We start from the raw sequence: 13,955 nt of genomic DNA, 5'->3' as shown, positions 1-13,955 counted from the left end.
GGGGCCGCTATCGATAAAGCACTTAAGTCGCCAGCGGCCCCGGCCTCCGCCGGGGCGACGCCAGCCCAACCCCAATGGCTCGACATCGGCCCGGTCGATCAACTCCCCGCACTCGGCGCCCGCACCCTGCCCGTGCGCGGCGGTGACGAGATCGCGATTTTCCACACCGCGAATGGCGACGTTTATGCGCTGGTCAACAAATGCCCGCACAAGGCCGGGCCGTTGTCGCAGGGGATCGTCCACGACACGACCGTGACGTGCCCGCTGCACAACTGGCGGATTTCGCTGGTGACGGGCAAGGCACTGGGCGCGGATGAGGGCTGCGTCCCCGTCATCCCGGTCAAGATCGACGGCGGACGCATCCTGATCGGCCGCGCCGAGGCGCTTGCGAGTGTCGGTTAAAACCACCTGCGCTTATTGCGGGGTCGGGTGCGGCATTGTCGCGACACCGACCGGCGAACGGAACGCGACCATCGCGGGCGACCCCGACCACCCCGCCAACCGGGGCAGACTGTGTTCGAAGGGCACGCACCTCGGCGAAACCATCGGCCTCGAAGGGCGGTTGCTGCATCCCATGATCGGGTCGGAGAGGGTCGGCTGGCCCGAGGCGCTAGACCTCGTCGCCAGCCGCTTCGCCAAAACCATTGCCGAACACGGTCCCGACAGCGTCGCCTTCTACGTCTCGGGCCAGTTGCTGACCGAGGATTATTATGTCGCCAACAAGCTGATGAAGGGGTTCATCGGCAGCGCGAACATCGACACCAACAGCCGGTTGTGCATGTCGAGCGCGGTTGCCGCGCACGTCCGGGCGTTCGGCGAGGACGTCGTGCCGTGCAGCTACAGCGATCTCGACGAGGCCGATCTGATCGTGCTGGTCGGCTCGAACACCGCTTGGTGCCACCCGGTCGTCTGGCAGCAGATCGAAGCCGCCCGAGAGAAGCGCGGCACCAAGCTTGTCGTCATCGACCCGCGCCGCACCGAAACCGCCGAGCGCGCCGACCTCCACCTCGCCATCGCGCCCGACAGCGACATTGCCCTATGGACCGGATTGTTGCGCGAACTCCGCACCGGATTCCGGCTCGACGGCGGGTTCATGGCGGGCCGCGTCTCGGTGCCGAAGGACTTCTGGAGCACCCTGCCCGACCTCGACGTTGCCAAGGCATGCGACATCCCACGCGCCGATCTGCAAGCCTTTTACGACCTGTTCATCGACCACCCGCGTACCGTCACCCTGTTCAGCCAGGGCGTGAACCAGTCGACCAGCGGCACCGACAAGGCGAACGCGATCCTCAACGTCCACCTCGCCACGGGCCGCATCGGCAAGCCCGGCGCGGGTCCGTTTTCGATCACCGGCCAGCCCAATGCGATGGGCGGACGCGAAGTCGGCGGACTCGCGACGATGCTGGCCGCGCATATGGGCTTCAGCGAGGCGGAACGCGACCGCGCCCAACGCTTCTGGCAATCGCCGACGATCTGCCCAGGGCCGGGCCTGAAAGCGGTCGAAATGTTCGACGCCATGGCAAGGGGCAAGATCAAGGCAGTGTGGATCATGGCCACCAATCCCGCCGTATCGATGCCCGACGCGCGGATGGCGCGGGTGGCGCTTGCCAATTGTCCGTTCGTCGTCGTGTCGGACTGCATCGCGGCGACCGATACCGGTCGCTACGCCCAGGTCCGCCTCCCCGCGCTCGGCTGGGGCGAGAAGGACGGGACGGTCACCAATTCGGAGCGCATGGTCTCGCGCCAGCGCGGGTTTCTGGGCACGCCGGGCGACGCGAAGCCGGATTGGTGGATTATCGCCGAAGTGGCCAAGCGAATGGGCTGGGGCGAGGCTTTCGACTATGCCCACCAGTCCGAAATCTTTGGCGAATTCGCCGCGCAGACGCGGTTCGAAAATGACGGGGCGCGGGTGCTCTCTCTCCCGTCATTCCCGCGAAGGCGGGAACCCAACTCCCCCTCCCAGCGGCAGGAGTTGGGTTCCCGCCTTCGCGGGAATGACGAGGATTGGTACGACGATCTAATCCCCTTCCAATGGGGCGGCACCTCGCCCTTCGCCGATCACGCTTTCCCAACCCCCGACGGCAGGGCCAACCTCGTCCCCGTCGCCTTTACCCCCCGCGCCGACAGCACGCGCCAGTTCGCGCTGCGGCTCAACACCGGGCGCTACCGCGACCAGTGGCACACGATGACGCGCACCGGCCTGTCGCCCAAGCTATCGCAGCACCGCCGCGAACCCTTGGTCGAGGTCCACCCCGATACTGTCCAGCGCCTCGGGCTGACCGACGGCGGGCTCGCCAAAGTCGAAACCGCGCACGGCCACAGCATCTTTCGCGTCGAAAGCACCCCCAACCAGCGGCGGCAGGAGCTGTTCGTGCCGATCCACTGGACCGACCAGACCAGCGGCGGCGGTCGCGCGGGATTGTTGCCGGGACAGGATCGCGATCCAGTGTCAGGGCAGCCGGGCTTCAAGAACACGCCGGTGCGGATTGCACCGTGGCGGCCCGACTGGACCGGATTTCTGGTGACGACCGACCTGCCCGTGCTGCCCGATTGCGAGTACTGGACGCGCGTCCGCTGCGCCCAGGGCTGGCTGATCGAAGTCGCCGGAAACGGCGACGCGGCCGCACTCTCGCAGCTGCTCCCGGCCGGCGACCGGCTCGAAATGAGCGACCCGAAGCGCGGGACGATCCGCGCGGCGGTACGGTCCGGCGGTCGCCTCGACGCCGCACTGTTCGTGTCGCGCGGCGGCGGCCTCCCCCCGCGCGACTGGCTCATCGCGCAGCTGGGCGGCAGCGACGCCGCACCCAATGAATTGCTTGCCGGACGCCCCGCCGCGCCCGCGCCGGACCGTGGTCCCATCGTCTGTGTCTGCTTCGATGTGGGCATGCGGACGATCCTTGGCGCAATCGCCGAACGGGCACTGGCGAGCGTCGAGGCGGTCGGCGCGGCGCTTGGCGCGGGCACCAATTGCGGATCGTGCCGCCCCGCCATCGCGCGAATGCTCGAGGACCATAAGGAGGCCGTTCATGCCTGATCTCATTGCGCCCGGCGACGTCTGGCTGGTCGGGGCCGGACCCGGCGACCCAGAGCTGCTGACCCTGAAGGCCGTCCGCCTGATCGAAGCCGCCAGCATCGTGTTCCACGACGCCTTGGTCGGTCCCGCGATCCTCGACCTGATCCCGGCACATGTCGTCCGCGTCCCCGTCGGCAAACGCGCCGGTCGCCACTCGCAGAGCCAGACGATGATCGACGCCCTGCTCGTTCGCGCGGCGCTCAACGGCGAACGGGTGGTGCGGCTGAAAGGCGGCGACCCCTCGATCTTCGGACGCTCGGCCGAGGAGATCGACGCGTTGGCGGCACACGGCATTCCCTGCCGTATCTGCCCCGGCATCACGACAGCGAGCGCCGCCGCCGCCAGCGCCCTGGTGTCGCTGACCCTGCGCGGTGTGGCGCGGCAAGTCCGCTTCCTGACCGCGCAAAGCTGTGACGACGACATCTCCAGTCCCGATTGGGCCGCGCTCGCCGATCCGGCGACCACGCTCGCCGTCTATATGGGTCGCAGTGCCGCCGCGCGTATCGCCCGCAATCTGATCGCCCATGGCTTGTCCGCGGCCACGCCGGTGCTGGTCGCCAGCAATGTCAGCCTGCCCGACGAAAAGCTTGTCCGCACGCGCCTCGACCTGCTGCCGCTCGCTATCGACCGGACCCCGGGGGCAGCGCCTGCGCTGATTTTGATTGGCGATGCCGTCGGGGTGCGCGACACCGGCGCGATGAACCCGGCCCGCGCACGCCCCAGCCATGTCACCGGCTGACCGCATCCTCGGCGCAGTGATCGCGGGCGGGGCGTCGCGACGCTTCGGCAGCGACAAGGCGTTGGCCCTGATCGACGGCCGCCCGATGCTGGCGCACGTCGCCGACGCCTTGCGCCCGCAAGTCGCGGCGCTGGTGGTGTGCGGACGTGGCTGGCCGCACGAATGCACGCTGCCCGATTTGCGCGATGGGGGTTTGGGGCCGCTGGCGGGGCTGGAGGCAGCACTTGCCCATGCGGCGCGGCAGAGCTTCGACGCGGTACTGGCCGTTCCCGTCGATACGCTGCCCTTGCCCGACGATCTGGTCGAGCGCCTGCACGGCAACGGTCCGGCAGTGTTCGAGCACCAGCATCTGATCGGCTATTGGCCCGCGAGTCTCGCCATGATGCTCGGCAGATATATCGATGCTGGCGGGCGCTCGGTCGCTGCCTGGAACCGCCACGCGCATGCCCGCATCGTCGAGGAGCCGGCAACGATCGGCAACATCAACACACCGGCAGAACTCGACGCGCTCGACATCGGCATCCCCGCCTGATCCGTCAGGGGCGCAGCACCCAGCCGCCGTCGACGTTGATCGTCTGCCCGGTGATCCACGCCCCCGCAGGCGAGCAGAGTAGCAACAACGTGCCGACCAGTTCATCGGGTGCCCCCTGCGCGCGGGTGCACACATTCATCGCGAGGAACTGCGCGAACGGCGACCCCTCGGGGACCAGTGTGCTGCCCGCCTCGCTGGTAACGTTGCCGGGCGCGATGGCGTTGACGGTGATGTTGTCGCGGCCGAGTTGCTTGGCCATCGTCGTGGTGAGACCCGTCAGCGCGAGCTTGCTGACGCCGTAGACCGAGATCGCGGGGAACGCGCCGCCCGACACCTGGTTGACGATACTACCGCCGCCCCGCGCCCGCATCGACGGGATCACCGCCTGCGCGCAGATCAGGGCACCGGTGAGGTTGACGTTCATGATCCGGTTCCACTGGTCGAGCGGCACATCGGCGACGTTGATCTGCCCGAGTTCGAGCATCAGCGCCGCATTGTTGACGAGGATATCGACGCCGCCGAACGCCTCGGTCGCCTGCGCGGTCATCGCCGCAACCTGGTCGACATTGGTAATGTCCATGCCGACCGCAATCGCCTTGCCGCCCGTCGCGACGATTTCGTCAGCCACCGCCTGCGCGCCTTCGGCATTGAGATCGGCGACGACGACTGCCGCGCCCGCCGTCGCCAGCCCCAGCGCATAGGCACGCCCGATGCTGTTGCCGCGCCCGCCCGCGCCGGTGACGACGGCGACTTTGCCGTCGAGGCGAAACTGGTCGGTGGTGAAGGTCATGACGGCGTCTCCGTGGTCAGATCGAGAAAGGGGCGAGCGACATCGCGCAGGGCGGCGAAGGCGGGATCGTCGCCGAGCAACGCGCCGAGCAAGCCGACATCCTTGGCTAGCAGCTTGCCGCCATGGCCGAAGGCCTGCGGGGTTGGCAGGCGGGCGTAAACCTCGAGGCCGAAGCTGCGCCCGCTACTCGCCTTGACCAGGTCGGCGAGCGCCGTGCGGTCGATCCCCAGAGCCTCCCCGCTCGCCAGCGCGTGATGCGCGAGCGCCATGTTCGCCGCCATCAGCGTGTTGTTGACCAGCTTTGCGGTCTGCCCCGCCCCGACATCGCCGAGGTGCACGATCAGCCCCGCGAACGTCTCGAGCACCGGACGCGCCGTCGCCAGCGCGTCGGCATCTCCGCCGACCATCACGGTCAGCGTCCCCGCCGCTGCGCCCGGCCCGCCGCCCGACACCGGTGCATCGAGCAGGGCGACGCCGCGCGCCGCCGCTTGTGCGGCCAATGCCTTGCAACTGTCAGGATGGATCGTCGAGTGAATGACAATCACGCTTCCCGGCTTCATCGCGGGGAGTAGCTCGTCCATCACCGCCCGCACGCCCGCATCGTCGACAACGCAGATACCGACATGGTCGCACACCGCGCCGAGCGCCGCGATGCTCTCCGCCGTTGCCGCCGCCGTATCGGCATAGGGAGACAGGCTTTCCGCTCGCCGCGCCCAGAGCGTCAGCGGAAAGCCCGCCTCCACGATGCGCCGCGCCATCGAGCCGCCCTGACTGCCCAAGCCGATGAATCCGACACACGTCATCCCGCCGTAATCCCCTTGTCCATCTGGATGTCCGCGCCGTGGAAACCGCTGGCGGCGTCGGAGGCGAGATAGGCGATCATCCGTGCCATATCCTCGACCTCGACCAGCCCGCGCATCGGCCGGAAGCGCGCAAGCAGCGCCATGTCTGCGCCCTCGGGCGGCACGAAGCTCGCGCCGATGGGGGTTGCCATGCCGCCGGGCGAGATCGCGTTGATGCGGATCGGCTGCATCATATACTCCATCGCCAGCGCCTTGGTCATCTGGCTGAGGCCGCCTTTCGACGCGCAATAGGCGGCGGCATAGGCCTCGCCGATGTGGGCTGCGAGCGAGCTGACATTGACGATGGAACCGTTCGTTTTCAGCAGATGCGGGATTGCCGCCTGACACAGCAGGAATGGCGCAGTCAGGTTGACCGCGATCACGAGGTTCCAGTCGGCAAGCGCCATCTGGTGCGCATTGGCGAGCTTGAGCACGCCCGCGACATTGCACAGCGCATCGAGCCGCCCGAACCGCGCGACCGCCGCCGCGACTGCGGGCGCACAGGTCTCGGGGCGGCTAAGGTCGGCGACATGGACGAACGCCCCGTCGCCGATGGTCGCAGCGGTTTCCGCCAGCCCGTCCGCATTGAGATCGACAATACAGACCTGCGCGCCCGCTTCGGCCAGCGCGATGGCCGTCGCCCTACCGAGTCCGCCCGCTGCGCCGGTGACCAGCGCGACCTTGCCCGTCATGTCGCCCGGCATGCCCATGCTACTTCCCGTCCCAGTCCAGCCCGGCGGCGACGTTTTTCGCCATCGCAAACACCGCGCCCTGAATGCGCGAGGCACGCGGCCATCCCGCGTGGATGCCGTATTGCAGGACGAATTCGTGGAGCTCGTCGGCCGTGCAATTGCCGCTGATCATCGCCGAATGAATGTGCGAGGCGATGGGCGTATCGGCGCAGGATTCGCAGACGCCGACAAGGGTGAGCCAGCGCCGCGAGCGCTGATCGAGGCCTGGGCGGCACCACATTTCGGCGAAGACGAAACTGCGGATGCCCGCCTCGAAATAGGGCGTCACCGGCGGCGGACCGCCGAATTTCATCACCTCGACGAACCCCGCCGCCCCGCGCTCGCTGCGTTCGGCGGCATCCCAAGGCTCGGCACAAATCGGCGGCGTGTCGGCGGGCGACAGGCCGAGGTCGTCGGCGACCTTACCGACTTCAGCGTCGAACAGGCTCCCCGCGCTCCAGCCGCCATAGACCGCGACGTGCAGCGCCGCCTCGCGCAGTTCGGCGAGCGTAATCTCGCCCGTCGTCAGCGCGCCGCGCGCATAGGCGTTGACCGCATGGCCGTGTCCGACAATCGCCGCGCCGGCGAGCGAGATCAGGAAGCGGGCACGCCGGTCGAGGCCGGGCCGCGACCAGACTTCGGCATAGACGAAATCGCGCCAGCTCTGCTCCATCGGCGTCGCGGCGGACCGCTCGGGTGCGCCGGTCAGCTCGGACTGTAGCCGCGCGCCGAGCGCGCTGCGCTCGGCAGGATCGCCCATCGTCACGCCGCTACCGGCCGCGACAGATTCATCCAGACATTCTTGACGCGCAGGAATTCATGCAGCCCCGCCTCGCCGCCCAGTCGGCCATAGCCGCTCTGCTTCATGCCGCCGAAGGGGACGCACGGGGTCATGCCCTCGCCCGATCCGTTGACCTGCACCATTCCCGCATCCATCGCCGCCGCCATCGTGTGCGCACGGGCGAGGTTCGATGTGTGAATATACGCGCCGAGGCCGTATTCGGTGCCGTTGGCAATCGCGATGGCTTCGTCCTCGCTGTCGAACGGCGTTACCGCGAGGACCGGCCCGAACACCTCTTCACGCGCGAGGGTGCTTCCCTGTTCGACATCCGCGAGCACCGTCAGCCCCATGAAATAGCCGTCAGCATGATCACCGCCCAGCCGCGCCCCGCCACTCACCAGCCGCGCGCCTTCGGTCTGCGCTTGTGTTGTGACACCGAGGATGCGCGCCAATGCCACATCCGAAATCACCGGCCCCATTGTCGTCGTCGGGTCCATCGGATCGCCGACCTTCACATGCCCCGCCATCGCGCCAAGCATCTGGAGATAGGGTTCGTAGATCGACCGTTCGACCAGCAGCCGCGTGCCGTTGACACAGCCCTGCCCGTTGGCGCTCACCGCCCCCGACAGGCCGCGCTTCGCCGCCTCCTGCAAATCGGCATCGGCGAACACGATCACCGCCGATTTGCCGCCGAGTTCGAGACCGCAGAGCTTCAGCGTGTCGGCGGCACTCGTCAGCACCTTTTTCGCCGTCGCGCCGCTGCCGACGAACTGGATCTTGTCGATGCCCGGATGCGCGACCATCGCCGCCCCGACATCGCCTGCGCCGGTCACGACGTTGACGACCCCAGCCGGAAAACCTGCCTCGGCGAACAGCGCGGCCAGCCCCATCACCGAAAACGGCGCGAGTTCAGGCGATTTGATCACCACGGTATTTCCCGCCGCGAGTGCCGGTGCGATTACCATCGTCACGGCAAACAGCGGCCCGTTCCACGGGATGATCGCGCCGATGACGCCATAGGGCTCATAGGCGACATAGTCGTGTGCGGGACCGCCCCAGGTCGCGACCGTGCGCCCTTGGATCTTGTCGGCCCAGCCGCCGAAATAGCGGAACTTCTGCGCGGCATCGTACGCCATATACGGCGCAGCCATGCTGATCGAGCCGTTCTCGGCGGTCACGAGCTGGCCCAAGGCTTGCGCGTTAGCCTCGCAGAGTGTCGCCAGCTTGAAAAACAGGTCGCGCCGCTTGTCGCCGTTCATCGCGCGCCATGCCGGGGCGGCAGCGCGAGCGGCGGCAACGGCGGTATCGACGTCGGCCGGAGTCGCGAGCCGCACTTCCTTCGTCACGCGCGCGGTGCCGGGATAAATGTGCGGATGCGCGGCACCGCCGCCTTGGCCGCTTTCCCCACCGATGATGAGCGAGGCGGTCGGGAGGTCGGCGGCTTGGGGAGTGGGGAACATCGCGTGGGCTTTCCTGATTAAACGCAGAGGGCACGCGCGGCGGCCACGACCCGCGCGGCATGGTCGCGCGGCGAACCACCACGCAGCGCAGCTAGGTTCGGCACTTCGAGGCTGATCGGCACATCGGCAGGCAGCGCGGCGAGCCAGTCGGCGAGCGGGAACTCGCCCTCCCCCGGCACGCGGCGTTCGAACATGGCCTCTTGCATATAGGTCTTCCCCTCAGGCGCGCGCATCGGCGCGTCGCACAGCTGGGCATAACCGATCAGTGCCGGATCGAGCGCTTTCAACTCGGCGACGGTCGCGCCCGAACGGAAGAAGTGCATCGCATCGAAAAGAATCGCCGCGCGCCCCTGCCCGACCTGTTCGACCGCCGCCAGCGCGCCCGCCAGCGTATTGATCGCATTGGGCGGCGCGAATTCGATGGTGAAGACCATGCCGCGCGCAATGACCATATCGGCGAGGTGGCCGAGCTGGTCATAGGTGCGCGCCAGATCGTCCTCCATGCTGACTGCGTTGATCCGCACCGCGCCGAGTTCGGCCATCAGGTCGAGCCCCGCCGCGCGGTCCCGGACATCGCCGTCGGCGCGAACCCGGAAGCCTTCGCCGAGGCCAATGCCGACGCCGGTATCACGCATCGCCGCTTTGAGCTCGCGGACCAGCACCGCATCGGTCTCGAGCGACCATTCGGGGTAGAGCGCACCGCCCTCGATCATCGATCCGGGCAGGTTGGTCAGGCCAGTCGAGATCGACACGCACCCGAGTTCGGCGGCGAGCCGGACATGCTCGACCGGCGGCATGCCGAGCAGGGTGAGCATTTCGATACCGAGGCGATTGTTCGTCATGCCGGTACATCCTCTCCACGCACAATGGCTTCGGGTACGATCGGGCGTCCGCTGTCGCCGCGTTCGAATTCGGCATGTTTCGTGCGAATGAAATCGTCGATCCCTGCGCCGCGCTCGGCGAGCATCGGCCACAGCAGTTCGTCGGTGGAGATGATGATCCGCCCTGCCTCCATCCCGTCGGCGAGCGCCCGCGCGGCCTGCCCCTGTGACTTCAGCGTCAGATGGCTACCCGGCGCGCGCATCACGCAATCGTCCGTGAATTGCTTCATCGTCAGGTTGGAGGTCGTCATCACCGGCCCCGGGCACAGGCAGCTGACCTGCACACCCGTGCCCATCAGATGGAGCGCGAGGTTCTCCGACATCGACACCACCGCCGCCTTCGACGCGGCATAATGGATGCGGCTGGTCGCGAAGGGATAGAGTCCGGCGAACGAGCCGGTATTGACGATATAGCCGCTGCCGCGCGCGATCATGCGGGGCAGTACGGCCTCGATGCTGCGGACCATGCCGAAGAAATTGACGTCCATCATCCGCTGCCATTCGGCGACGGGGATGTCCTCCGGATTGCCGCCGCTGATGATACCCGCGTTGTTCATCACCACATCGAGCGGGCCGAGCGCCGCTTCCGCCGCATCGATGGCGGCGGCGACCGAGGCGTCGCTCGCGACATCGCAATATATCGAGACTGCACCTTTGCCGACCAGTGTTGCGGTCTCCTGCGCGGCGGCAAGATCGACGTCCGCTACCGCCAGCCGCGCACCGCGCGTGGCGAACTCCAGCGCTACGGCACGCCCGATGTTCAGTCCTGCCCCGATAATCAGCGCGTTCTTGCCCCCGAAATCGAACACTTGCCGCTCTCCATACGCGTGCCACCATTGGGGGCGAGTCGCGTTTATGGATACTCTTTGTCATATCGCGGGCATTTACTCACGGCCAATGTCGTTTAGAGTATCCTCTTTAAGCGCATATCGCGGGGCCGATGCCCGTCGGGATTGTAAAGTGATGGCCAACCGCAAGACCCGTTCACCCTCGACCCTCGATGCCGCCGCTGCCCGCTTACGGGCGCTCGTGCTCGCCAGGCCGGAGGGCACATTGCTTGGCAGCGAGGAAAATCTGCAAACCGCGCTGGCGGTCTCTCGCGCAACCGTCCGTCAAGCGGCACGGCTGCTCGAACGCGAAGGGCTGCTGCGGGTCAGGCGCGGCATATCGGGCGGCTATTTCGGGTCGCGGCCCGATGTCGGCACGATCGTCGCCTCGGTCGGCACTTATCTGGAAATGCTCGCGGTCGAAGTCGAAGATCTGTCGATGGTTGCAACGACATTGTGGATCGAGGTCGTCCGCAAGGCGTGCGCCGCCCCCCGACCCGCCGCCCGCGCCCTCAGCGAACGCTATGCTACCGAAGTCGCTGCGCTCCCCGACGCCGCGACGTTTCACGACGTAAGCATGCTGGAGGCCGCATGCCGCGATGCGATCTTCGACCTGCTCGACAGCCGCTACATCGAACTCATTTTCCAGATCAATGTCGCCTTTTCTTCCCGCCGGATCGACCGCCCCCCGTCGGACCGGAACGACACCTCCGAACACCGCGACTTCGTGCGCGCCTGGCGCAAGGCCAAGGCGATGGAACTCGACGCGATTGCCGACGGCGACCCCGAAATGGGCGCGCTTGCCGCGCGGCACAACCGCAACCTGCTGCACCGGCGGCTATGGAGCGACAGCGCGGGCGCGATACCCGCAGCAGGTGCGACGGCCACTGCTTGACCCCCGGCCGACCCCGATTAGGTCGGAAGCCATGAAAATCGGTGCCTCCTACCCCACGACCGAAGTCCCCGCCGACCCCGATACCGTACGCAAGTTCGTCCGCGCGATCGAGGCGATGGGCTATACCCATATGATGGCGTACGACCATGTCCTGACCGGCCCGCACGAGGGACGCGATGGCAAGCTTGCCGGCCCCTATACCGACGCGCACAGCTTCCACGATCCGTTCGTACTCTTCGCATTCGCCGCTGCGGTCAGCGACACGCTCGGGTTCGCGACCGGTGTGCTTGTCCTGCCGCAACGGCAGACCGCACTCGTCGCGCAACAAGCCGCAGGCATCGATCGCCTGTCGCGCGGACGCTTGCGGCTCGGGGTCGGGATCGGCTGGAATTTTCCCGAATACGAAGCGCTGGGGCAGAATTTCAAGACGCGCGGGCGGCGGATCGACGAGCAAATCGGGTTGTTGCGCCGCCTATGGACCGAGCCGCTCGTCAGCTTCGAGGGCCAATTCGATCGCATCGACCGTCTGGGTCTCAATCCGAGGCCGTGCCGCCCCGTACCGTTGTGGCTGGGCGGCTATTCGGAACCGGCGTATCAGCGCGGGGCAACGCTGGGCGACGGATTCGTCTTCGCCGCGCCCGGTGAAGGTGCCGTCGAGGCATGGGGGCGGGTCAAGGCGTTGCTTGCCGAAGCGGGGCGCAGCGAAGACGGCTACGGCCGCGAACTGCTCGCGCTGTTTGCCAAAGACGCGCAGGGCGCTGCGGACGACCTCAGGCTCTTCCGCGACGCGGGCGGCACGCACGGCTGTGTGCCGTCGATGGACAAGGGGTTGGGTAACGATATCGACGCACACATCGATTATCTGGCCAAGGCCAAGCACCTGATCGACGCGGGCTAGATAATCCCCGCCGCGCGTAGTTCCGCGATCCGCGCATCGTCATAACCCGGCAACGCACCGAGCACTTTATCGGTGTGCTCGCCCAACAGCGGCGGCGGCATGCGGATCGTCGCGGGGCTGGCGGACATCTGCGCGAGGGGACTGGCGATCAGGTCGACCGATCCCGCCTCGGCATGGGGGTGCGGTGTCGTCGCGCGCAGCCCGCGATGCACGACCTGCGGCTCCTCCCACACTTCGGGCAGTTCGTTGTATTTCGCTGCCGGAATGCCGACCTCGTCGAGCTTCGCGAGCAGTTCGGCAACCGAAAGCTGGCGGCTCCATGCGTTGATGATTCCGATCAATTCGGCCTGCCCGGTTCGCCCGCGCTTGAAATTGCTGTCGAAACGCGGGTCGGTGAACAGTTCGGGCTGGTCCATCAGCACGGTCAGCCGCCGGTAATGTTCGTCGGTCCCGGCGGTGATGTAGACGATGCCGTCGCTGGCTTCGATCAGGTCGGCCGGGCCGCCGCCGTTGCCGCCATTGCCGAGGCGCGGCGGCGGGAAGCCGCTGATAAGATAATCCTGCATGATATGGCTGACCATCGCGACCGACGTGTCGAGCAGCGCGATGTCGATATACTGCCCCTCGCCCGTCGCATGACGGTGCAACAGCGCGGCAATGATAGCCAGTGCGGTGTTATGCCCGGTGACGAAATCGACGAGGCTCGGCCCCGCCTTCAACGGTCCCGCACCCGGCTTGCCGTCAGGGATGCCGGTGACCGCCATCATCCCGCCGGTCGCCTGGAACAGCCCGTCATAGCCCGGCAGCGACGCCATCGGCCCGGTCTGTCCGAAACCTGTCACCGAACAATAGATCAGGCGCGGATTGATCGCCTTCAAGCTCTCGTAATCGAGGCCATAGCGCTTCAGATCGCCGACCTTGAAATTCTCGATCAGAACATCGGCGTCGGCGGCGAGCGCGCGGATGATGTCCTGTCCCTCGGGCTTGGCATGATTGACCGTAATCGACCTTTTGTTGCGGTTCGACACCGTGAAGAAACTCGACTGGCGCGTTTCGATCCCGTCCTTGCCCTTGATCCACGCCGTCCCGTACCCGCGCCCGTCATCGCCGACGCCCGGCCGCTCGACCTTGATCACATCGGCCCCGAGATCGCCGAGAATCTGCGCGCCGACGGGCGCGGCAAAGACGCGGGACATGTCAATGACGCGGATACCGTCGAGGGCGGAGGGCATGGAGACTGGTCCTGTGGTTTTGCGCGCGGATTGACGCGTCGTAACCTGCGGCGCGCGACGGGGCGAGGCACGGCGGGACATATTGCTTCGGCGATGGATTGGGGTGGGTGTGCGACGTGAAAATGGGGCTGAAAGTTTTTGATGACGGTTACAAAGGTCGAGAGATCCACACCTGCGTCAGTTTACTGAAGCGTTGTCGGCATGATTCGTCTATAAAAGCTGCATGTCAGCTCTAGGGCAGAACTCCAAGCCGTCGGCCTTCTTCAGGGATAAG

At 66.9% G+C, this 13,955-nt stretch carries 14 protein-coding genes; 6 read left to right on the top strand and 8 right to left on the bottom strand.

What is annotated here, in order from left to right:
• Positions 1 to 84: 84 nt before the first annotated feature.
• Genes nirD through M0209_RS17200 form a run of 4 tightly spaced genes read left to right on the top strand, consistent with a single transcriptional unit; the run spans position 85 to position 4,344 of the window.
• Complete coding sequence (gene nirD / locus M0209_RS17215; RefSeq protein ID WP_258889696.1) at positions 85 to 402, top strand: nitrite reductase small subunit NirD; 318 nt, start codon at positions 85 to 87, stop codon at positions 400 to 402.
• Positions 386 to 3,034: a nitrate reductase gene (locus M0209_RS17210; protein WP_258889496.1), complete on the top strand. Its 2,649-nt coding sequence runs from the start codon at positions 386 to 388 to the stop codon at positions 3,032 to 3,034. Before nirD ends, M0209_RS17210 begins: the two co-directional genes overlap by 17 nt.
• Positions 3,027 to 3,812, top strand: coding sequence for a uroporphyrinogen-III C-methyltransferase (gene cobA, locus M0209_RS17205; protein WP_258889495.1), 786 nt, complete (start codon positions 3,027 to 3,029; stop codon positions 3,810 to 3,812). The genes M0209_RS17210 and cobA overlap by 8 nt, the downstream gene beginning before the upstream one ends.
• Positions 3,799 to 4,344, top strand: coding sequence for a molybdenum cofactor guanylyltransferase (locus M0209_RS17200; protein WP_258889494.1), 546 nt, complete (start codon positions 3,799 to 3,801; stop codon positions 4,342 to 4,344). Before cobA ends, M0209_RS17200 begins: the two co-directional genes overlap by 14 nt.
• Before the next feature lie 4 nt (positions 4,345 to 4,348).
• Here the strand turns inward: M0209_RS17200 and M0209_RS17195 are convergent, their stop codons facing one another.
• The 7 genes from M0209_RS17195 to M0209_RS17165 are packed head-to-tail and all read right to left on the bottom strand — an operon-like array spanning position 4,349 to position 10,638.
• Positions 4,349 to 5,134, bottom strand: coding sequence for an SDR family oxidoreductase (locus M0209_RS17195; RefSeq protein WP_258889493.1), 786 nt, complete (start codon positions 5,132 to 5,134; stop codon positions 4,349 to 4,351).
• Complete coding sequence (locus tag M0209_RS17190) at positions 5,131 to 5,937, bottom strand: NAD(P)-dependent oxidoreductase (protein ID WP_258889492.1); 807 nt, start codon at positions 5,935 to 5,937, stop codon at positions 5,131 to 5,133. The genes M0209_RS17195 and M0209_RS17190 overlap by 4 nt, the downstream gene beginning before the upstream one ends.
• On the bottom strand, positions 5,934 to 6,686 hold the full coding sequence (locus M0209_RS17185) for an SDR family NAD(P)-dependent oxidoreductase (protein ID WP_258889491.1): 753 nt from the start codon (positions 6,684 to 6,686) through the stop codon (positions 5,934 to 5,936). Before M0209_RS17185 ends, M0209_RS17190 begins: the two co-directional genes overlap by 4 nt.
• 1 nt (position 6,687) lies before the next feature.
• A complete protein-coding gene (locus M0209_RS17180; protein ID WP_258889490.1) occupies positions 6,688 to 7,467 on the bottom strand; it encodes a carboxymuconolactone decarboxylase family protein in 780 nt (259 codons plus the stop codon).
• 2 nt (positions 7,468 to 7,469) lie between these two features.
• Positions 7,470 to 8,948 (bottom strand): aldehyde dehydrogenase, encoded by a 1,479-nt coding sequence (locus M0209_RS17175; RefSeq protein WP_258889489.1) that lies wholly within the window; start codon positions 8,946 to 8,948, stop codon positions 7,470 to 7,472.
• Positions 8,949 to 8,965: 17 nt separating this feature from the next.
• Positions 8,966 to 9,790, bottom strand: a complete 825-nt coding sequence (locus M0209_RS17170) for a sugar phosphate isomerase/epimerase (protein WP_258889488.1) — start codon at positions 9,788 to 9,790, stop codon at positions 8,966 to 8,968.
• Positions 9,787 to 10,638, bottom strand: a complete 852-nt coding sequence (locus tag M0209_RS17165) for an SDR family oxidoreductase (RefSeq protein ID WP_258889487.1) — start codon at positions 10,636 to 10,638, stop codon at positions 9,787 to 9,789. The genes M0209_RS17170 and M0209_RS17165 overlap by 4 nt, the downstream gene beginning before the upstream one ends.
• 154 nt (positions 10,639 to 10,792) lie before the next feature.
• Between M0209_RS17165 and M0209_RS17160 the strand changes: the two genes are divergently transcribed.
• Positions 10,793 to 11,551 carry a GntR family transcriptional regulator gene (locus M0209_RS17160; protein WP_258889486.1) on the top strand — a complete coding sequence of 253 codons (759 nt, stop codon included), beginning with the start codon at positions 10,793 to 10,795 and terminating at the stop codon, positions 11,549 to 11,551.
• Positions 11,552 to 11,582: 31 nt separating this feature from the next.
• The gene (locus M0209_RS17155) at positions 11,583 to 12,449 is read left to right on the top strand and encodes an LLM class F420-dependent oxidoreductase (protein ID WP_258889485.1); all 867 of its coding nucleotides are present in this window, start codon (positions 11,583 to 11,585) and stop codon (positions 12,447 to 12,449) included.
• Here the strand turns inward: M0209_RS17155 and M0209_RS17150 are convergent.
• The gene (locus M0209_RS17150; protein WP_258889484.1) at positions 12,446 to 13,681 is read right to left on the bottom strand and encodes a CaiB/BaiF CoA-transferase family protein; all 1,236 of its coding nucleotides are present in this window, start codon (positions 13,679 to 13,681) and stop codon (positions 12,446 to 12,448) included. The two genes, M0209_RS17155 and M0209_RS17150, sit on opposite strands and share 4 nt — an antisense overlap.
• Between the last annotated feature and the right edge of the window lie 274 nt (positions 13,682 to 13,955).

The organism is Sphingomonas sp. SUN039 (assembly GCF_024758725.1).
Classification (GTDB): Bacteria; Pseudomonadota; Alphaproteobacteria; order Sphingomonadales; family Sphingomonadaceae; genus Sphingomonas_O.
This window is presented reverse-complemented; position numbering and strand designations above follow the sequence as displayed.

Excerpts from the sequence above, each read along its gene's own strand:
- cobA (WP_258889495.1), top strand. The coding sequence starts at position 3,027 with ATGCCTGATCTCATTGCGCCCGGCGACGTCTGGCTGGTCGGGGCCGGA.
- M0209_RS17200 (WP_258889494.1), top strand. The coding sequence starts at position 3,799 with ATGTCACCGGCTGACCGCATCCTCGGCGCAGTGATCGCGGGCGGGGCG.
- M0209_RS17195 (WP_258889493.1), bottom strand. The coding sequence starts at position 5,134 with ATGACCTTCACCACCGACCAGTTTCGCCTCGACGGCAAAGTCGCCGTC.
- M0209_RS17190 (WP_258889492.1), bottom strand. The coding sequence starts at position 5,937 with ATGACGTGTGTCGGATTCATCGGCTTGGGCAGTCAGGGCGGCTCGATG.
- M0209_RS17185 (WP_258889491.1), bottom strand. The coding sequence starts at position 6,686 with ATGGGCATGCCGGGCGACATGACGGGCAAGGTCGCGCTGGTCACCGGC.
- M0209_RS17180 (WP_258889490.1), bottom strand. The coding sequence starts at position 7,467 with ATGGGCGATCCTGCCGAGCGCAGCGCGCTCGGCGCGCGGCTACAGTCC.
- M0209_RS17175 (WP_258889489.1), bottom strand. The coding sequence starts at position 8,948 with ATGTTCCCCACTCCCCAAGCCGCCGACCTCCCGACCGCCTCGCTCATC.
- M0209_RS17170 (WP_258889488.1), bottom strand. The coding sequence starts at position 9,790 with ATGACGAACAATCGCCTCGGTATCGAAATGCTCACCCTGCTCGGCATG.
- M0209_RS17160 (WP_258889486.1), top strand. The coding sequence starts at position 10,793 with ATGGCCAACCGCAAGACCCGTTCACCCTCGACCCTCGATGCCGCCGCT.
- M0209_RS17155 (WP_258889485.1), top strand. The coding sequence starts at position 11,583 with ATGAAAATCGGTGCCTCCTACCCCACGACCGAAGTCCCCGCCGACCCC.
- M0209_RS17150 (WP_258889484.1), bottom strand. The coding sequence starts at position 13,681 with ATGCCCTCCGCCCTCGACGGTATCCGCGTCATTGACATGTCCCGCGTC.